At 60.6% G+C, this 20,193-nt stretch carries 12 protein-coding genes and 3 pseudogenes; 5 read left to right on the top strand and 10 right to left on the bottom strand.

Features of this window, described 5'->3' with window-relative positions; all coding sequences use genetic code 11:
- Window position 1: 1 nt before the first annotated feature.
- Window positions 2-4,853: pseudogene (locus LRS56_13155) on the bottom strand (hypothetical protein).
- Window positions 4,854-5,048: 195 nt separating this feature from the next.
- Here LRS56_13155 and LRS56_13150 point away from each other — a divergent pair.
- Window positions 5,049-6,086, top strand: a complete 1,038-nt coding sequence (locus tag LRS56_13150; protein WDU65305.1) for an Ldh family oxidoreductase — start codon at window positions 5,049-5,051, stop codon at window positions 6,084-6,086.
- Between the two features lie 35 nt (window positions 6,087-6,121).
- On the opposite strand, the pseudogene LRS56_13145 reads toward LRS56_13150, so the two are convergent.
- Window positions 6,122-6,441: pseudogene (locus LRS56_13145) on the bottom strand (DUF883 family protein).
- 164 nt (window positions 6,442-6,605) lie between these two features.
- On the opposite strand from LRS56_13145, the gene LRS56_13140 reads away from it, so the two are divergent.
- On the top strand, window positions 6,606-6,860 hold the full coding sequence (locus tag LRS56_13140; GenBank protein ID WDU65304.1) for a hypothetical protein: 255 nt from the start codon (window positions 6,606-6,608) through the stop codon (window positions 6,858-6,860).
- On the opposite strand, the gene LRS56_13135 is transcribed toward LRS56_13140, so the two are convergent.
- Window positions 6,832-7,746: a LysR substrate-binding domain-containing protein gene (locus tag LRS56_13135; protein ID WDU65303.1), complete on the bottom strand. Its 915-nt coding sequence runs from the start codon at window positions 7,744-7,746 to the stop codon at window positions 6,832-6,834. The genes LRS56_13140 and LRS56_13135 overlap by 29 nt on opposite strands.
- 82 nt (window positions 7,747-7,828) lie before the next feature.
- Between LRS56_13135 and LRS56_13130 the strand changes: the two genes are divergently transcribed.
- Window positions 7,829-8,755 (top strand): carbon-nitrogen hydrolase family protein, encoded by a 927-nt coding sequence (locus LRS56_13130; protein WDU65302.1) that lies wholly within the window; start codon window positions 7,829-7,831, stop codon window positions 8,753-8,755.
- A 111-nt stretch (window positions 8,756-8,866) separates the two neighbouring features.
- Here LRS56_13130 and LRS56_13125 read toward each other — a convergent pair whose 3' ends face one another.
- Window positions 8,867-9,328, bottom strand: a complete 462-nt coding sequence (locus tag LRS56_13125; protein ID WDU65301.1) for an LEA type 2 family protein — start codon at window positions 9,326-9,328, stop codon at window positions 8,867-8,869.
- Between the two features lie 13 nt (window positions 9,329-9,341).
- Window positions 9,342-10,766, bottom strand: coding sequence for a nucleobase:cation symporter-2 family protein (locus LRS56_13120; GenBank protein WDU65739.1), 1,425 nt, complete (start codon window positions 10,764-10,766; stop codon window positions 9,342-9,344).
- Window positions 10,767-11,003: 237 nt separating this feature from the next.
- On the opposite strand from LRS56_13120, the gene LRS56_13115 reads away from it, so the two are divergent.
- The gene (locus tag LRS56_13115; protein WDU65300.1) at window positions 11,004-12,629 is read left to right on the top strand and encodes a methyl-accepting chemotaxis protein; all 1,626 of its coding nucleotides are present in this window, start codon (window positions 11,004-11,006) and stop codon (window positions 12,627-12,629) included.
- Between the two features lie 112 nt (window positions 12,630-12,741).
- Here the strand turns inward: LRS56_13115 and LRS56_13110 are convergent, their stop codons facing one another.
- The 5 genes and pseudogenes from LRS56_13110 to LRS56_13090 all read right to left on the bottom strand — a co-directional run bounded on the left by LRS56_13110 (window position 12,742) and on the right by LRS56_13090 (window position 17,825).
- Window positions 12,742-13,722, bottom strand: a complete 981-nt coding sequence (locus LRS56_13110; protein ID WDU65299.1) for a D-glycerate dehydrogenase — start codon at window positions 13,720-13,722, stop codon at window positions 12,742-12,744.
- Window positions 13,719-15,016 (bottom strand): annotated as a pseudogene (locus LRS56_13105) (MFS transporter). The gene LRS56_13110 and the pseudogene LRS56_13105 overlap by 4 nt, the downstream one beginning before the upstream one ends.
- A gap of 45 nt (window positions 15,017-15,061) precedes the next feature.
- A complete protein-coding gene (locus tag LRS56_13100; protein ID WDU65298.1) occupies window positions 15,062-16,003 on the bottom strand; it encodes a sugar kinase in 942 nt (313 codons plus the stop codon).
- Window positions 15,996-16,778 (bottom strand): AP endonuclease, encoded by a 783-nt coding sequence (locus LRS56_13095; GenBank protein WDU65297.1) that lies wholly within the window; start codon window positions 16,776-16,778, stop codon window positions 15,996-15,998. The genes LRS56_13100 and LRS56_13095 overlap by 8 nt, the downstream gene beginning before the upstream one ends.
- A gap of 75 nt (window positions 16,779-16,853) precedes the next feature.
- Window positions 16,854-17,825, bottom strand: a complete 972-nt coding sequence (locus LRS56_13090) for a LacI family DNA-binding transcriptional regulator (protein ID WDU65738.1) — start codon at window positions 17,823-17,825, stop codon at window positions 16,854-16,856.
- A 286-nt stretch (window positions 17,826-18,111) separates the two neighbouring features.
- Between LRS56_13090 and LRS56_13085 the strand changes: the two genes are divergently transcribed.
- A complete protein-coding gene (locus tag LRS56_13085) occupies window positions 18,112-20,088 on the top strand; it encodes a hypothetical protein (protein WDU65296.1) in 1,977 nt (658 codons plus the stop codon).
- The last annotated feature ends 105 nt before the right edge of the window (window positions 20,089-20,193 follow it).

The raw sequence follows: 20,193 nt of genomic DNA, 5'->3' as shown, positions 1-20,193 counted from the left end.
TTCAGGCTCCCGCATCCAATGCTCGGCCGAGTTGGCTGATCAGGTAAGTGACGGAATCGGCATTGGCCAGAATGGTGTCGATGCGTTTATCGGCGTTGCTCATGAAAATCGCCCGCGCCTCATCAAGGGTCCGGCCACCCGTGATGCTCAGCACCTTATCCTTGAGCGGTGACGTCACGCGGTGACTGCCGAAATCCTCCCAGGCTTGCGAAAAGTCGTCCCATGTCTTGAACAGCAGCGGTGGCGGGGGTCAAGGTCGACAGCGCCGTTGCGCGCAGGTCGGCAAGGTCGGTCTGCATCACCCCGGCGCCCTGGATGTTGATGTCGATCAGGTCGTGGAACGGCCGCATGGTGTCGAGGTAAGCCAGGTCCTCGGTCAAGGATTTGATGTGCGATATCTCGTGAAGCAATGAGGCCGCCCGTGCGTGCGCCGAGATGTTGAACGGCGTGGTCAGGCGGTTTTGATAGACGTCCATGCCGGGGTCGAAGAAGCGGTCCAGCAGGTAGATTTTGTTGTCCTGGTCATCGGGTATCACGAAGGCAAAACTGTCTTGTGCGTTATAGCGATGGGTACCGCTGACGAAACGCTGAGAGTCCGGGCCGATCAGCGTATGGTTGGTCAACTCATCGAGTATCTCATCGACGCGCCGTTCGACCCTTTGCACTTGGTCGGCCGTGAGTGTGACCACGCCGAATAACTCGGTAAAAAATCGACCCAGCCGGCTGTTGGGCTCGCGCAGTGTCGCAAAGTGAAGCAGGTTGCGTTTGCACGTCACCGCATAGTAGGTCGCGACATTCAGCGCTTCATTGATGCATTGAGCTTTCCAACTGGATAACGCGGCGATTTCGCGCATGCCCACGGCTTCGATATTGATCACCTCGCGCTCGGCTGCCCGGGTGTTCACCTTGCCGGCGAGGCGAGTCAAGGATTTGCCGTAGCGCGGGTTATGCCGATCCAGGTCCAGTGCCCAGCCTCCCTGGGCACTGCGTTGCACATAGGGGCCGTGCACCTCGCCTTGGCTCAGGCGCCAGCGCTCGCCAGCTTTTTTCACCGGGTACACCTTGCCCGCCAGCGGCACGAAATAGCGCGTCCCGGTGGTAGTGCTATAAGGCTTTGTCGATGTGCCGGGTGTCAGGTCCGCCAAGGCAACCTCGTGGTTTTCAAACGCCCGCAGTTTTGTGCGCTCAGGTGCCGTCAGGTTCACGTCAGCCAGCGTGGTGGCGGCCGGCTGAGGGTTATTCAACCATTCTTCCAGCGTGACTTCGTCATCTGGCAAGGCGGCGGGTGGCAACAGCCCGTCCAGCTCCTTGCGTAAAGAGGCCAGTTCGGCCACACCGCCGATAAAGGTTTTGAGTGCGTGTTGCCACCGATGTTGCTGCAGGTCTTCAGCGGAGGTCTTGAACAGTTTGTAGCTGCGCCACACCGTCAGTGGGTAAGCCAGTTTGCCGGCCATGAACTGTAGACCTTTGGGAATACCTTGGGTAAGCAGGCTGGTGACTGCGTTCCAGCGTGCCTTGCCTGACGGGCTGAACTGGTTGGCCAGCATCTCTAACAGCATCTCGATGTTGTCCGCAAACAGCTGTTTCAGCAGGTTGCCGAGGAGAGCGGAGGCACCGAGACGAATCTCCGAGGTGCCACTGATGCCTTGGCCCAATAAATTGCGGTAAGTGGCGCCGTGGGCGGCTTGCATCTGGCCGGTTACCCACTCCTGCAGCGCGCCGGGAAGGGTGAACTCCTTGAGCAATGCTGCTTCATTTGCGTATTCCACCAACAAGTGTTCAGGGCTGTAGGGTGCATACAGGACCACGGGCCCTGAAGTACCGGTTGGCGGACCGATGACGTAGCAGCCCTGGGCCTTGGCCGGCGTCGCGCCCGGGGTAGCAATCAGTTCAAGGGGGCGAATCACGGCCGTCGCGCCATCCAGGGCGGCACGCGCCACGCCATCCGGCATATCAAAGACTTGCTGGATCAAGCTCCAGGCCGATGCGGACAGTTGATCTTCAAGTTTTTGTTGGTGGGCGTACTGCAGCAGCTGCCAGGGCAGCAGCCGGCAGAATATTTGGCGACGCTCGCGGGTATCCTCGGTGTCACCTTTGAGGTGGGTGGTCAGCTGTGCCTGGTAGAAGCTCTTCAAGTCCAGTTGGCGGATCAGTTGCACCACGGCACTGCCGTCCAGCGTGTCCGGTAACGGGGTAGCCGTGCGCGATTGGGGCCGGAGGTCTTCGGCGCGCAGGTCAGGCAAGTGCCGCAGCGCGAAGTCGGTCAAGCTCAGCGTGTTGCCCGCCAGGTTGATACGGCCGGGTATCAAGACATTGTCCGGGTTAAGCGCTTGCCCCGGAAAACGAGCATGAAGCAGGGCTGACAGGCTGCTGGCGGCGTGTTCGCGCAACGTGGTGATGCTGTGCAGGTAGTCCCGTTCGTCCGGTGCGCTGATGCGGTATTGCTCGAGCAGTTCGGCCTGCAGGATTTGCTCATCCGGCGGTGCCATGCCAAGCCATACCGGGAGTGCTTGCTGGTGCATGATGGCTCGTGCGATGGCAGTGGCCCGCGGCAGGTTGGTCGGTGGTGCCCGCCGGATCAGGCCATCCAAGCGCTGCTCAAGGCGTTGTGCGTTCAATCGCATCGATAGCAGATAGTTGATTTCGTCGCCGGTGAAGTCGCTGTAGGTCTGCTGGCGGTCGTTCAGCAAGTGGTTGTCAATACGTTGCAACGGGCCGAGCTGGCAATGCTGGTGCGGCACGCGCTTGGAGACCGGCAGGTTTTCCAGCAGGGGTAACCGCAGCAGCGGGTCTTGCAAGCGTTGCCCCAGGGCTTCGCGCAGGGCCTTGATCGACGCAAACGCTTCATAGCCGCAACGCGGCGTCCACAGCACAGCCGCCCCGGAGTGAGCGGGGTCGGTGCCGCCACGTTCGGTCAGTACAAAACAATGGGCCAGGGCATGGGGCGTGGCGCCGATGGTCAGGGCCAGGCCAAAAGCATCCGCTATGAACCCGTTGAGGCCGTGGCGCTTCAGCCGGGTCATGCTGTCGGCGTGAAGCACGCTGTCCAGTACTGCCAGGGCATTGGGGGGCAAACTTTTGTGCAGCCGCCGCAATTGCGCTTCACCGCTCAACCCCTGCAACATGCCTTGGCTGCGGTGTGCCTGGTTATTCTCCAACAGCTGTTTCGGCAGCATCGGCAGGCTGCTCTGGGCAAACACGGGATGCGTGCTGCGCTCCAGCGCCATGGCGGCCTCGACCGCTTGCAACTGCTGCAGCTGCAACTTGGCCTTTTCTGCCTGGACCGTAGTGGGACGGCCATTGCCGCTGGTGATGGGGTGGACGCTCCAGCGCCCGTGTGTATCGCGTGCCAGCAGGCGGCTGTCGAGCATGGCGCGGATGTCCAGCGCACTGTCGAGCAAGGCGCCCAGGTCGACGGTGCCCGCGCTACGCCGGTACAGCCCCAGGGCATACTCGAGGTTGTCCGACTGCTTGGCCACAATGTCTTCGAGCATTGCCTGGAACACGTCGCCGTTCACAGGCTTGCCGCTCACTTGTATCTGGTCCATGCCCACAAACACACTGCGTTCATCCAGGGACAGAAAATTGAGCAGCTCATCTTCATAACCGGCTGTTTTGAGCATGGTCAGCAGGGTGTCGTTAAGGTCTTTCAGGTCCGCGAGCACCTGCAAACCACGTGCTTGGGTATAGAGAAAAGCGTGGGAGTTGCTGATCATCAGGGTGCCGGCCAGGCTGACATGATGTTCAAAGGTGGTCTCAATCCGTACCCGCTCTACGCTGAGTTCGTGGTTGGCGGCGGCACGCGTGGCCTGGTCCGGCAACATGACGGCGCGCAGTTTTCGACTTTCATCGGCGGATACGATGCCTTGCTGATGCTTGAACAGCAGGTCGGCGCGGAACTTGTCACGCATTGTCTGGGCGAAAAACTGCAGGCGTGACGTGCCTGTCTTGACGTCTTCATTCCAGTAGGTCTGTAGCAGACTGCTGAATAACTTTGAAAGCGACCCGCTGGTCTGTTCTACCACCGTGTCCCAGCGTTGCTGGTCCTCAATCAGCTGTTCCGGGCTAAAGGCGCGGGTGTCATGCGCAGGGTTGAAAAATGTGTGTGTCTGATCCGTTGGCCAGGCTTGCCGGGTATAGAAACGCAGCAGCGTATCGCGCAGGGACTCAGAGGCAATCCAATGGCTGTCCTCGCCGTTCGAAGCCCGACGAAAGGTGTTCACACGTGTGCTGGCCTGCTCGAGCCCGGGGAAATAGGAGCGCGCCATGATGCCGAGCAAAGTGTCGAGCATCTCGTTGAGGCTGGGGAGTTTGCGCAGTTCGTCGAACATCACCGTCAGATTTTGCTGCTGGCCAGCCAGGATGCCTTGCTCCAGGTCTTCCATGACCGGGCTGAGGATGGTGGCGGTAGTGACTGTCAGCCGAGCGCCCGGTGGCAGTGCGTGACGCTCCTCGATAGATTGAAATTGCAGCCATCGAGTGCGCTGGCCTGGGTTTCTCAGGCGTTTGCGCACTTCATCGAGCAAGGCGGTGTGGCTCTCGAATACCTCCAGCCCCCCATAGGGGGTGTAGAGCACGGCTTTTGCGTCGTCGGGAGTGGGGCTCATCATAAAGGCGCCTGCCAACGGCACGGAGGGTTTGCCGGTGAGGTTGACCAGCAACCGTTCTACCAGCATGTGATGACCGCGCACCGTGGAGTCCTTGCGTGCCGCGTCAGAGGGGTAGTACAGCGTGTACAGCCATTCCAGATCCTTTATCGTAAACCCCAGCTCGCGCTCGCGTGGGGTTGGCTCCCTGCGCCGGGCCGGGAGAAGAAACTCTTCGAAATAGTAGGGTGGGGTGACATTCGCCATCGTGTGCGCTCCATCGTTGCCGCGGTTAGGAGGCTTCACGTTAAGGACTGGCACAGCTTCGATGGCGGTAGATAGCTGGCCTGTAAAAAACCACCGATAACCTCAAGCGCCCGTTGACAGCAGGCACGGGGGGCGTTGTTTAATCGGCGGTCTGGATTCTTGTTGTCTCTTCCAATTATAAAATCGGAGCTACAGATGTCTGCCCAGTCCCCGATCGTTGACAACGCGACAGCGCACATCGGCTTCAATGAGCTGGTGGGGTTGTTGCACACGGTGTTGGTCAAGCATGGCACCTCGCCTGAGGTGGCTGCGATCCTGGCGCACAATTGCGCCAGCGCCGAACGTGATGGCGCGCATAGCCATGGGGTCTTCCGCATCCCCGGTTACCTCAGCACCCTGGCCAGCGGCTGGGTCAACGGCAAAGCCGTGCCCGTGGTCACCGATGTGGCGTCCGGATTTGTGCGCGTAGACGCCGGCAACGGTTTTGCCCAGCCGGCCTTGGCCGCCGCCCGCGCGTTGCTGGTGGACAAGGCGCGCAGTGCCGGGATTGCGCTGCTGGCGATTCATAATTCACATCATTTTGCGGCCCTGTGGCCGGACGTCGAACCCTTCGCCGAGGAAGGGCTGGTGGCGCTGAGCGTGGTCAACAGCATGACCTGCGTGGTGCCCCACGGCGCCGACCGCCCGTTGTTCGGCACCAACCCCATTGCTTTCGCCGCGCCGCGTGCCGACGGCTTGCCCATCGTCTTCGACCTGGCCACCAGCGCCATTGCCCATGGCGATGTGCAGATTGCCGCCCGCAAGGGCGAGCGGCTGCCGCCAGGCATGGGTGTGGACAGCCTGGGCCAGCCCACCCAGGACCCCAAGGCTGTGCTGGAAGGCGGTGCGCTGCTGCCGTTTGGCGGGCACAAGGGGTCTGCCTTGTCGATGATGGTCGAACTGCTGGCGGCGGCGCTGACGGGTGGTAACTTTTCCTTCGAGTTCAATTGGGCTGACCACCCCGGCGCCCGTACACCCTGGACCGGGCAGTTGCTGATTGTGATCGACCCGAGCAAAACCGCCGGCCAAAGCTTCGCCGAGCGCAGCCAGGAACTGGTGCGGCAGATGCATGCGGCGGGGTTGCGGCGCTTACCAGGGGATCGGCGTCATCGCACGCGGGCGAAGTCGCAGGAAGCAGGCATTGAGATTCAGGTGCAGGAACTTCGGCAGTTGCAAGAACTGGCGGGAGCGTAGGAGCGGCTGCGCCAGCGGCGCAGCCCTCGGGCCTATCAGTTGCGGCGACCGAGCAACAGGCCAACCACCAGGCCGAAACCTGCAGAAATCGCCACGGTCTGCCATGGGTGGCCACCGATGTAGGTTTCAGTGGCATCCACCACCGGCTTGCTGCGTTCACGCACGTTGGACACCGAGTCCAGCGCTTGCTTGAGTTTGATGGCGACCTGTTCGCGCAGGGTTTCGCCTTCTTCGCCTACCAGGAGGCGCTGCTTTTGAGCAATTTTTCCGACTCTTCGATCAGTGCCGTCAGTTCACTGAACGCTTGATCCTTGATTTGATCTTCGACGGCTTGGGCGGCAGATTTGCGGGCCATGGGTGTGACTCCTTGCAGGTGAATGTGACAGTGAACAATGGAGTGTCGGGCTGCGGCAAAAGTTGCAGTTTTTTTGCCGGCAAGCGGCTCCAGGCAAAATCCGAATCAGGAAATTCCGACCTACAGTGTAAGATGTCGTCTATTTGTGCAGCAGGTAATTCAACATGAGCTTCAATCTGGCCAACAAGACCCTCGCCGAACGCGCCGAGCTGGAAGATGAAAAGTCGCGTCTCTATGACCTGTGGCAAACCAACCTGGGCAAGGCCAAGGGCGAAGCGGCCCGGTTGTTCGGCGAGCGCGCCAAGCGCAAGGGCAAGTGGGCCGAATGGGTGCGTGCGGAACTCGACGGCATGTCGCCGCCGGAGTTTTCCAACATGGTGCGCAGTGAAGTCAACAAGCTGATGGCGGCGGCGAAGTAAAACTTTCGACAATCGCCTCGCGTACTTTCAACAGCAGCGGATCCAGCTGCGCCTGGGTGCGCCAGCCCAGCTCTACCGGGTAACGCGGCAGATCCAGCGGGCACGCGAGCACGCGCAAGCCGGTCATCTCGGCAATGGCCAGCGCGGCATGCCCGGGGATGGTCGCCACTGCCGCGCTGCCCTTGAGCAAGAACGGCAGCGCGGCGAAGTGGCTGGTCGACGCGCACACCTGGCGGCTCAACCCCTGTGCCGCCAACCCCTCGTCGGTGATCCCGATAAACCCGCCTGACGACACCAGTACATGCTCGCGCCTGACGAACTCGTCCAGGCTGATGCTTGCCTGGTCCGAATCCACCAGGCAGCGGTAATCACCTTCCCCCAACACTTGTCGACTCAACCGGCCTTGGGCGAAACCGCCTGCGGTAATCGCCAGGTCCAGGGTGCGGTCGAGCAGAGCGCTGGCGACGATCTGGCTGTGGGTCTGGCGGAAGATCACCCGCAGTTTCGGCAAACGCTGCGCGATAGCCTGCATCAGGCGGCGGCCATAGGCAATCTCGAAGTCATCGGACAGGCCCACCACCACCGACCGGCCCTGATAGTTCGGGTTATCCGGGTTGACCATCGCCAGGCTCTGCCGGCAACGGTCCAGCGCGTCACTGATCACCGGCTTCAATTGATTGGCGCGCAGCGTCGGCGCCAGGCCGCGACCGGTGCGCACGAACAATTGGTCGCCATACACCTCGCGCAAACGCCGCAGGCCGGCACTGATAGCCGATTGCGTCACGCCCAGACGCAAGGCGGCGCGGCTGGCGCTGGACTCATCGTGCAGGGCTTCGAAGGTTTTCAGCAGGTTCAGATCAACCTGGGCGATATTTATCTGGCTCATATCATTCAGCACTGAGGTGGGCTTTATTCATGATCGAGGCTGGCGCGAGAATGGGCAACCCCCCTTATTTGGAGTGATCGTGATGCCTGTTTCTACTGTGGCGGCTCTGCAGATCGGTTCCCTGCCTGGCGGCAAGGCCGAGACCCTGGCGCAAATCCTCGCCTACGAGGACCCGATACTGCGCAGCGGCGCGCAACTGGTGGTCATGCCTGAGGCATTGCTGGGTGGCTACCCCAAAGGCGAAAGCTTTGGCACCCAATTGGGCTATCGCCTGCCCGAAGGTCGCGAAGCCTTTGCCCGGTATTTTGCCAACGCCATCGACGTGCCCGGCACCGAAACCGAAGCGCTCGCCGGTCTGTCGGCGCGCACCGGTGCCAGTCTGGTCTTGGGCGTGATCGAGCGCAGTGGCAGCACCTTGTATTGCACCGTGCTGTATTTCGAGCCAACCGGCGGCCTGGTCGCCAAGCACCGCAAACTGATGCCTACCGGCACCGAACGGCTGATCTGGGGCAAGGGCGACGGCTCCACCTTGCCGGTGATCGACGCGGCAGTAGGGCGCATCGGTGGCGCGGTGTGCTGGGAAAACATGATGCCGCTGCTGCGCACGGCGATGTACGCCAAGGGCGTCGAGGTCTGGTGCGCGCCGACGGTGGACGAGCGCGAGATGTGGCAGGTGAGCATGCGCCACGTAGCCCATGAGGGGCGGTGCTTTGTGGTCAGCGCCTGCCAGGTGCAGGCGTCGCCCGAGGCGCTGGGCATTGAGGTGGCAAACTGGCCTTCACAGCGCCCATTGATCGCCGGCGGCAGTGTGATCGTCGGCCCCATGGGTGACATCCTCGCCGGGCCGCTGCTGGGTGAATCCGGCCTGCTGACCGCGCAGATCAACACTGATGACCTGGTGCGCGCCCGCTATGACTATGACGTGGTAGGGCACTACGCCCGGCCGGATATTTTCGAACTGACAGTGGACGAGCGCGCCAAGCCAGGCGTGCGCTATATCACCGACTAAACGGGCTTAAAAAACCAAAACAAAGATTCAATGTGGCGTGCGGGCTTGCCCGCGTTGGACTGCGCAGCAGTCCCTTCTTTTAACCAAACAGCCACAGGTACACTGCACAGGTTACCAAGTCGCGGTATTCGGCAAATCCAGCGTGCCACGCTCCACAAACCGCATCGTGCCAAACAGCCCGCCCGCCAGTTTGCCGCGCAATACGTAGGGCAGGTTGTTCAAGCTCTGGGTCTGGCTCAGGCCCAGGGTCTGGCGCAGCACGGAAAACGCCGAAACACTGACCGGCACCATCAGCACCGTCTCGGAAAAGCGTGGGATGCTTCCTCTTTGATCGCTGACCCCCGATGCCAACGGCCGGCCATTGACCTCAAGATCCAGGGCCACGCCGTTGTAGTCGATCGCCGTTTCGTTGGGGTTCTGCACCCGCAGCTTCACGGCAAAGCGCACTTCCAGCTCCTGGCTTTGCAGCGGTTCGATGCCGACCACGTTGATATTCACCGGGTCGCGATTGGGAAACAGGGCGCAGGCGCTCAAGGTCAGCAGCAGTAACGATAGAACCATGAGCTTGCGCATACGGGTGGTGCTCCTATTTCGTGACGTCCGGGTCCTGCATGACCTTGAGGGTAGAGGACTCTGGATCAAATTCATCTTCTTGCAGCTCTATGAACTCTTCCGGCAGGAAAATGTTCAGCAGGATTGCACAGAACGCGCCCACGGTGATCGGCGATTCGAAGATGTTGTGCAGCGCTTTCGGCAGCTCGCGCAGCACCTCCGGAACGGCGGCGACGCCCAGTCCCATGCCTAGGGAAATTGCCACGATCAGCACATTGCGTCGATGCAGCCCGGCTTCGGCGAGGATCTTGATCCCGGCCACGGCCACGGTGCCGAACATGATCAGCGTCGCGCCGCCGAGCACCGGTTTGGGCATCAGCTGCAACACCGCGCCAATCATCGGGAACAGCCCCAGCAGCACCAGCAGGCCGGCGATAAAGTACGCCACGTAACGGCTGGCCACGCCGGTCAACTGGATCACGCCGTTGTTCTGGGCGAAGGTCACCATCGGCAGGCTGTTGAAGGTGGCGGCCATCGCTGAGTTGAGGCCATCGGCCAACAGCCCCGACTTGATGCGCTTGATGTACAACGGGCCCTTGACCGGCTGTTGGGAAATCATCGAGTTGGCGGTCAGGTCGCCGGCGGCTTCCAGGGGCGAAATCAGGAAGATCACCGCCACGGGGATAAACGCCACCCAGTCGAACGAGAAACCGTACTTGAACGGCACCGGCACGCTGATTAACGGCACTTGCGGCAACGCCGCCATATCGACGCGGCCCATCCACCACGCCACCACAAAACCCAGGGTCAGGCCGATCACAATCGACCCCAGGCGCAGGAACGGATTATTGAAGCGGTTGAGCACCACAATGGTCAGCAGCACCAGTGCCGCCAGCCCCATATTGCTCGCCGCGCCCAAGTCGCTGGCGCCAAAGCCGCCGGCCATGTCGGTGACGGCCACCTTGATCAGCGACAGGCCCATCAGGGTGATGATGGTGCCGGTCACCACGGGGGTGATCAGCTTGCGCAACTTGCCGATGAACTGGCTGAGCACCACCTCGATAAAGGCCGCGAAAAAGCAGATGCCAAAAATCGTCGAGAGGATTTCATCGGTACCGCCGCCCCGGGCCTTGACCATAAACCCCGCGCTGAGAATCACGCTGATAAACGAGAAACTGGTGCCTTGCAGGCACAACAGCCCCGAGCCAATCGGGCCGAATGTGCGCGCCTGCACGAAGGTGCCTAGCCCGGATACAAACAACGCCATGCTCACCAGGTATGGCACTTCGCTTTCCAGGCCCAGCACGCCGCCGACGATCAGCGTCGGGGTGATGATCCCGACGAAACTGGCCAGCACATGCTGCAGCGCCGCAAAAATCGCGGCGGTGAAGTGCGGTCGGTCTTCCAGGCCGTAGATCAGGTCGGATTTATAGCGCGGGCGGGGGGGCTTGAGCGTCAGACAAAATAGGGGCTCGGGTCAGAAAATGGAGGCGCAGGATGCCAGAAACCGCCGATCGTCAGAAGTGTAAAAAATTATTTATAAAACCCTGCGCAAAACCCCGGGCCCTGCCGATACCGTGAATAGGCCCACATTCCAACTACAACAGTGGTGACCAAGGTCTGAGCAGCGCGTTGACGCTGACAGATCGTTTCGCGGCAGGGACGCTTGCAAACACTCCATCTGAGAGCATTCCCTATGTCCCTCCGTCATCTGAATATTGCCCCTCGAGCGTTTCTCGGTTTTGCCTTCATCGCGCTGTTGGTTATTTTATTGGGGGTGTTTGCGGTCAACCGCATGACGCAGATTCGCCAGTCGTCGGTGGAGATGAGCCTGAACCTGGTGCCCAGCGTCACCTACCTGGGCAATATCACAGAAAACGTGCTGCGCTTGCGCATCCTGTCATTCCGCGTCCTGGTAAACCGCGAGCCCGCCAGCCTGCAAGAAGCCGAAACCCGTATCGGCGTGTTGGCCGACAAGGTAAAAGCCGCCCAGGCCGGCTACACCGCACTGCCTGCCGGTACGGAGGAGGCGGCTCTGTACAAGACGTTTGTCGCCACCCTGGACAGCTACTTGAAGGCTCAGGCCGAGATGCTGGCCCTGTCCAGGCAAAACAAAGTCGATGAAATGCGCACCCTGATCAATACCCGGATCAAGGACGGTACTGACCAGATGGGCGAGCAGTTGAACAAGCTGATCGCGATCAACGTCACCGACGCCAAGCAAGCCAACGAAAACGCGGGGCAGAGCTATGACGGCGCTATCTCCGGTGTGATCGCCGTCGCGGTCGCCGCCGCATTGCTTACCGTACTGCTGGCCTGGTTGCTCACCCGCAGTATCGTCACGCCATTGCGCAAGGCGCTGGAAGTGGCCGAAACCATTGCCGGCGGCAACCTCACCACCGTCATCGAGGACGATGGCAAGGATGAACCGGCGCGCTTGCTCGGTGCCTTGGCGGCGATGCAGATCAACCTGCGCCAGACCATCCAGCACATCGCCGGCTCCGCCACGCAATTGGCGTCGGCCGCGCAAGAGTTGAGTGCCGTCACCGAAGAGGCGTCGCGTGGCCTGCAACAGCAGAACAATGAAATCGACCAGGCCGCCACGGCGGTCAATGAAATGACGGCGGCCGTGGAAGAAGTGGCGCGCAATGCCGTGTCCACCTCCGAGGCGTCGGGCCAGTCCAACCAGGCGGCACGCGAAGGTCGTGACCGGGTGGTGCAGACCGTCGACGCGATCCAGACCATGACCCAGGATGTGCAAAACACTGCCGCGATGATCGAGGGCCTGGCCACTCAAGGTCGCGACATCGGCAAGGTCCTCGATGTGATCCGGGCGATTGCCGAGCAGACCAACCTGCTGGCGCTGAACGCCGCCATTGAAGCTGCGCGTGCCGGTGAAGCCGGGCGTGGGTTTGCGGTGGTGGCGGATGAGGTCCGGGCCCTGGCCCATCGCACCGCACAGTCGACCCAGGAAATCGAAAAAATGGTCGCCGGCATCCAGAACGGCACCGGTGAAGCGGTGCAGTCGATGCAGCAGAGCAACCAGCGCACCCAGAACACCCTGGAAATGGCCCGCGCCGCCGGTGTGGCCCTGGAGCAGATCACCCAGTCCATCAGCCTGATCAACGAACGCAACCTGGTGATCGCCAGCGCCTCGGAAGAACAGGCCCAGGTCTCCCGCGAAGTGGACCGCAACCTGGTGAACATCCGCGACCTGGCCACCCAGTCGGCGGCGGGTGCCAACCAGACCAGCGCGGCCAGCCACGAGCTGTCGCGGTTGGCGGTGGATTTGAACGGGATGGTGGCCAGGTTCGTTTTCTAGCGAGCGTCGCGGGTCTACTGTGGGAGCTGGCTTGCCTGCGATGGCACTCTGTCAGTCGGTGCATCATTGACTGACCCACTGCTATCGCAGGCAAGCCAGCTCCCACAGGTGTTCAGTGTTGAGTCCAGGCGGCTGGGTTCACCAGATTTTTTGGTTGTTCCCCGGCCAGCGCCTGCAGCAGATTATCCACCGCACACGTGGCCATCGCCTCCCGTGTTTCATGGGTGGCCGAGCCGATGTGCGGGGTGGCCACCACGTTGTTCAGGCGCAGCAGCGGCGAGTGGTGATCCAGCGGTTCTTTCTCGAACACATCCAGCCCCGCCGCCCGAATCGTACGTTGTTGCAATGCTTGCACCAGCGCCGCTTCGTCCACCACCTTGCCTCGCGAGATATTGATAAAGATCGTCTCCGGGCCCATGCGTGCGAACTGCTCAGCGCCGATCAGTTTTTCGGTTTCGGCGGTCAATGGCAGCGTCAGGCAGACAAAGTCGGCCTGTTGCAGCAAATCGTCGAGGCTGCGGTACTGCGCGCCGAAACGTTTCTCGACCAATGGCTTGGGCGAATGGCTGTGGTAGATCACCGGCATGCCGAAGCCGAAATGCCCGCGCTGGGCCAGTGCTTCGCCGATGCGGCCCATGCCGATAATGCCCAGGGTTTTACCGTGCACGTCGCTGCCGAAATGCGCCGGGCCGATGTTCTTGTTCCATTGGCCGGCGCGCACCATGTCTGCCAGTTCAACCACACGGCGGGCAGTGGCCAGGATCAGCGCAAAGCCGGTGTCGGCGGTGGTTTCGGTGAGCACGTCGGGGGTGTTGCTGAGCAGGATGCCGCGCTGGGTCAGGTAGTCGATATCGTAGTTGTCGACACCCACCGACACGCTGGCCACCGCTTGCAGTTGCGGCGCCAGGTCCAGCAGTTGGGCATCCAGGCGCAGGCTCGCACCGAGCAGGCCATGCGCGGTGGGCAAGGCGTCGCGCAGTTTGGCCAGGCCGGTGTCGTCCAGCGCTTCGATCAGCGTGACCTCGGCGTGTTCATGCAAGCGGGCCATTAGCGGCGCGGAGAGTTTCTTGTATAAAACCACAGACTTTTTCATTGAGTGTTGGCCTTCAATTCAAGGGTAGGCAGCGGCGCACGTTCACGGTCACTGGCGCCGGGCTTGAGGAAAATCGTCAGCACCACCGAGAGCATCAACGCGCCGCTCATCAGCAGGTACGAGGCGCCGGGCGAGCCGGTGCTGCTATTGAGGTAACCCACCAGGTACGAGCCGCCGAACGAGCCGAGGGCGCCCATGCTGTTGATCAGCGCCATGGCGCCACCGGCGACATTCGCCGGCAGGATTTCGGGGACAATCGCGAAAAACGGGCCGTAGGGCGCATACATGCAGGCGCCGGCAATCACCAGCAGGGTGTAGGACCACCAGAAGTGCTCCGCGCCCAGTACGTAGGACGCGTAGAACGCGATGGAGGCAATCAGCAGCGGCGGCCACACAAAACGTTTACGTTTTTGCAGCTTGTCCGAGCCCCACGACACCACCAGCATGCCGATCACGGCCGCCAGGTAGGGCAGGGCCGACAGCCAGCCGGCTTCCACCATGTCCATCTGCAAGCCCTGTTTCAGGATCGACGGCAGCCACAAGACAAAGCCGTACACGCCTATGCTCCAGCAGAAGAACTGCAGCGCGAGGATGATCACCTTGGGCGAGCGGAACGCTTCGGCGTAATTTTTTACCGCCTTGATCCCGACCTGTTCGGCGGCCAATGCGCTTTCCAGGTCTTTTTATGCTGCTCGCTGAGCCACTTGGCGTCGGCCGGTTTTTCATCGGCCAGCTTCCACCAGATAAACGCCCACAGCACCGCCGGCAGGCCTTCGATGATAAACATCCAGCGCCAGCTGAAATGCTGCACCAGGTAACCCGACACCACCGACATCCACAGCATGGTTACCGGGTTGCCGAGGATCAGGAAGGTATTGGCACGCGAGCGTTCGGCACGGGTAAACCAGTGGCACAGGTACACCAGCATCGCCGGCATCACTGCGGCCTCGACCACGCCGAGCATGAAGCGAATCACGATCAGCATGTAGGCGTTGGACACCACCCCGGTCAGGGTAGCCAGCCCGCCCCAGAGGATCAGGCTGACGAAAATCAGTTTTTTAACGCTGCGTTTTTGCGCGTAAATCGCCCCCGGCACCTGGAAGAAAAAGTAGCCGAGGAAAAACAGCGCGCCGAGCAACGACGACATGCCGGGGGTGATCATCAGGTCTTCGGCCATCCCGGAGGCTGCGGCGAAGCCATAGTTGGCGCGGTCCAGATACGCCAGGCTGTAGGTGATAAAGACGATAGGCATGATGTACCACCAACGGCGGGTGGCGAGTTTCACGGTTTCCATGGGGTTGCTCCTGAGCTTGTTGTAGTTGTGGCAACAGGGTGTGGGTCATGCAACGGATCGGGCGGGTAACTCGGCACGCGTGGGCAAGCCCTCCATATCGCCGCGACTTTGCACGGCGCGGCTGCCGACCCAGTTGCCGCGCTGGACCGCCTCGGGGAAGCTCAGGTTGTCCAGCAGGGCGCTGATCATGCCGACGGCAAAACCATCACCGGCGCCGACGGTGTCGATCACCTTGTCCACCGGCACGGCTGCGATAAACCCTTGGTCCATCTGGGTACGGAAGTAGGCGCCGTCGGCGCCCAACTTGATCGCCACGGCTTCGGCGCCCTGGTCGAGGTAGAACGCGGCGATATCCGCCGGGTCATCGAGACCGGTGAGCAAACGGCCTTCGCCCAGGCCTGGCAAAACCCAGTCGGCCAGAGCGGCGAGGGCGTTGATGGCGCGGATCATCTGCGCCTGGCTGGCCCACAGCGAAGGGCGCAGGTTGGGGTCGAACGACACACTGCGCCCGGCCTTGCGCATGTGTGTCATCAACTCGACCGACAACTCGTGTGTGGCCGCAGACAGTGCCGGCGGAATGCCGGTGGCGTGCAGGTGACGCGCCTGCAACAACTCAGGGCTGATGGCGGCGATCGATAAATGGCTGGCGGCCGAGCCCTTGCGGAAGTATTCCACTTGGGGATCGGCGCCGGCTTCTTCGCGGGACTTGAACTGAAAACCGGTGGGGTGCAGCGGGTCGACCGTCACGTGGCGGCAATCCAGGCCCTCCGATTTCAGGGTGTCGACCACAAAGCGCCCGAGGGAATCATTGCCCACCCGGCTCAGCCAGGCGACGTTGAACCCCAGGCGCGACAGGCCAATGGCGACGTTGCTGTCGGCCCCGGCAATGCGCTTGTGAAACTGCGCCACCTGGGCCAGGTCGCCGGTCTGCTCGGCCACGAACATCGCCATGGTTTCACCAAACGACAGGATATCGATCTCAGACATGTGCATTCTCCGCTCGGGGCTGGCCCAGCTGGGCGAGGGCGGCGACCTGTTGCGCGGTGATGCCGATCAGGTCATCGCCTTGCAGCGGGAATTCCACGGCCCGGGTAATACCTTGAGTCATATGCTTGAGCAGTTGTTCCCACAGATGCAGGTCAGCGGCGCCGGGCGGCAACGCCACCAGCTTGCCGTCGGGGCGCCGCGCCACGGCCTTGCAGTGCAGGTAGTCGACGTGGCGGCCCAACAGGCGGGCGGCGGTCAGGGCGGATTGGTCCTGCCATTGCCAGTTGCCGATATCGAAGGTCATCTTTATCGGTAATTCCAGGCGTTCCACCTCGTTGAAAAACCGTTGCATCGGCTCGATCCGCCCGCCCTGCAAGGTCTGGTCGTTTTCCACCAGCAACCTGACCGGGTGGCGTTGCAGCAGCGCGTTCAGGCTGTGCAAGTCATTGGTGTCGGTGAAGTAGCCGAGGGACACTTTCAGCCAGCGCGCGCCGAATGCCTGGGCGCGGTCCAGGGTGGCGGGCAGGTCGGCATTCGGCTGGGCACGGCCGGCGACCCACAGTTCCAGCGGCGATGAGAACACCGATTCCAGGCCCTGCTCGGCGGCGGCCTGCGCCACTTGCGCGGGATGTTCGGTGGTCAGCAGTTCTTCACGCCACTCGATACGCTGCGCTCCGGCGGCGGCCAGCAACGTAACAAAACTCAGTTGGCCTTGCTGGCGAACCAAGTCGGCGCCGTAGCTGGAAAGGCTGATGGAGACGGGGTATTTATGCATTGTTGTTTACCTCTGAAACCGGTTTCATTTTTAAACGCAAAAAAACTCTGTGGGCGCTGGCAAGCCAGCTCCCACTCAAGATTGAGTAGAGCCTCGGATAATCAGTTGTGGCAGGAAATCCAGCGTGCGCGTGGGTGCGGTATCGCCGCGCAGCCGCTTGAGCAAGCAGTCGAAGGCACTGGCGCCAATCGCATCGGTGGGCTGGGCGAGGGCGGTGATGCCGTTGCCCACCAGCGGGTACCAGTCCAGGTCATCCAGGGCGATCAGACCAACCTCCTCAAACAGCTTGCAGCCCAGGGCCTTGAGCGCTTGGGTACAGGCCAGCGCGGCCACGCCGTTGGCACAGAACAGTGCCTTGGGGCCGGGTTTTGCGAGGAAGGTTTGCAGGTGTGTGCCCAGCTCGCTATCCAATTCCAGCACCGCGCCGCCCAGCCCTGGGCGGGCGGCGATCTCGGCCTTGAAACTCTGCACGCGTTCCAGGCGTGAACTGGTGCCATCGGTGGCTTCGCTCACCAGCAGCACGTCGCGATAACCCTGCTGTTGCAGGTGCTCCACCGCGATGCGTACCGCCGCCGGGTTGTCCAGCCCGACCAGATCGCTGTGCAGCGGCTCCACCTTGCGGTCGACCAGCACCAGCGGCATTTCCCGCTGCAGTTCCAGCAGTTGGTCGAGGTGATGGCCGAGGGTGTTCACGATCAGCCCTTCGATGTTGTACGAGCGCAGCGCAGCCAGGTGCTGGCGCTCTTGCTCGTCGTCGCGGTCGGTGTTGCACACCACCAGGCTGTAGCCATGTTGGCGGCAGGCGGTTTCGACACCGTGCATCACGGCAATGGAATAGGGGTTGCGGATATCGGCCACCAGCATGCCGATCAAGCGGGTGCGGCCACGTTTCAAGCCACGGGCCATCTGGTTGGGGCGGTAGCCGAGTTCATTGATGGCCTGCTCGATGCGCAGGGCAATGGCGTCGGAGAGCAAAGCGCGGTCATCACCGATAAAACGCGACACGCTGGCCTTGGACACACCGGCATGTTCGGCCACATCGAGCATGGTGACGCGGCTGCGCTGGGCGGCGGAAAAAGTAGTCACGGTGACGGCCTTTCTTATTGGAGTTTGAAGGTGCTGAAACCGGTTTCAGGAAACCTCATGAACTCAAGTACGTCAAGCGTATTTTCGAACGAAGGCCGCAAGCAGTGCGTGGAGTAGTCCGACGAATGGTGGCGGTACCTGTTAGTTCTGACAGTATCCGCAGCGTTGCGTTGGGTATTCAATCAAATCGCAAGCATTTATTAAAAGGCGCTTCTTATTGGCGCATTGTTCATATTCGGAGAGCAGCATGACTACGTCTGCGGATAAAACGAATAAAGATAGCGACGCCGCAGGCCTGGCTGCCACAACGTCTGTTGGAGTGTTATCCGACCCCGTATTGGCTGCACCTGAAGTGCCGGATGCACCCGAGGGGTTTATCCCGGTACGTTTTCAGTTTGAAGACCTGCCAGTTTTATTAAATGACCCATGGCCATTTCTGGCGCCGGACGGAGAGAGCGATTACGTTACTTTTATTTGGCACGTGGAGGGGAGCGTTCCCTTTGATCTTGAACCCATAGAGTTGCCAGGCCCTTTAACGGTCGGCAGTTTTCCAATTCGTGTAGTGATTCCACAAGGCTACTTTCAAAATAATGCAATCGTTAACATTTCTTATCGGATTAACAATGTTGATCCAAACAGTACGGTATACGAGAGTTCATTTGCTACGAGGATTGTAATCGACAGAACACCTCCGGGCGGGGGGCTTGATCTTGGGCCTGCGAGGTTTTTGATTGATCCCATTACGGAGGCTGATTTAAACAATAACGCGACGATTGGTGTGGAAGTACTCGGCGATTATCTTAATCGCAGGCCCCAGGACACGGTGTTGTGCTATTTAAGTAGCAGCCCATCATTGCCCGTGCGGCCGGCCATTTACGAGCAAACATTTGTAGGCGTCACCGGCCCTATGATTGTGCAGATTCCGGTGGCGGAGATCCGTCGATTCGCGGGCGCACCCAGGCTCTATTTTTTTTACAAGTTACGTGACCGGTCAGGTAATCCAACGCCGCAGTACTCGGCGATCGCCAGTGCCGCTCTGGTGTTAAACGCTCCGCCTGCCAATTTGTCACCCCCTGAAGTGCCTGCGTATGAGTCTGACTTACTGGTTAATCGCGAGGACGCCCGGCGTATTGTTTCGGTCAGGGTGCGCCAATATGACAACGGGTTGCCAGGTGATCGCTGCATCGTTGAGTGGGACGGTATCAGGCTTGCTGAAGTACCGGTCAACGCATTGCCATTATCGGTCGAGGTGGCCTGGAGTGTATTGATCGCCAACGGTGCAAACTTGCGCAGAATCAGCAACCTGCCGGTCAGGTATTATATTTTTCGGGCTGCAGACACCCTCGGCCCTGGCGTTCCTTCATCGATCAAACGCATCGTTGTGGACATGACTATTGCGGGTCAGGAAAATCCGCAAGCGCCGGCATTGCTGAACCGTTTACTGGCTCCGGTCAATATTCATGGTGCGGTCTCCACGACGCCCAATCGTCTGGATAGCCGTGATGCCAACCAGCCGGTGAGGGCTTCTTTCACCTTGTTCGACAACCCAGTAGTGGGCCAGCAAGCGCTACTGTTTTGGCCCTCTCGGACAACGCCGGTTGCGACCTATCGGGTTAAATCGGGTGATGTCGGTGGGACCGTTAAAGACTTTGATAATCTGATTGATTGGCAAGTAATTCAAGACGGCGGCAGCAATGCCACGACACTGGTTAACTATCGGACGGATAACGGTGTTAACCAGCAGTTATCGCCTGACCAAACAGTATTCGTCAGCCTGGCGCCGCCCATTAATTACACGCGGCCCACGTTCCCCCAGTCATTACAACACCCTAATCGGTACCTTAATTGCGATACACAACCGCCTGTGTGGTTGGGTATTGAGGTATTGGTCAGCCCGTCGCCTAGTTTGCCATTACCCGGAGACGTGGTCAGAGTGACATGGCAGGGGTACAAGAACTATCCGGATCGTACGCCGATTACAACAACGCTCGAGACATTTGACTATATCTGGGGCACTTCCGATACGAGCCATAGTTTCTGGATCAGGCCTTATGAGTCGCTGATCAGGCCATTAAGAGATTATGCAGGTGGCTCTGCCCGTTACAGTGTATTGCGAAATGGAATCCTGGTGGGGACGTCGGCCACCGCTTATGTGCAAATTGACCGTAAGTCCCCTGGCGCGGGTAATTATTGCGGGCCGAATGGTTTTGGGCCTGAGTCCTGAATATAGACAGAGTCTATCAGTATGGAAGTACTACCGCTCAACAGTACTCCAGCCTATGCAAGAGCAGTAAAGCAATAAGTGGGCGCGAAGTCTGAATGCGCTCTG

Source organism: Pseudomonas poae (genome assembly GCA_028869255.1).
In the GTDB taxonomy this organism is placed as follows: domain Bacteria; phylum Pseudomonadota; class Gammaproteobacteria; order Pseudomonadales; family Pseudomonadaceae; genus Aquipseudomonas; species Aquipseudomonas poae_C.
This window is presented reverse-complemented; position numbering and strand designations above follow the sequence as displayed.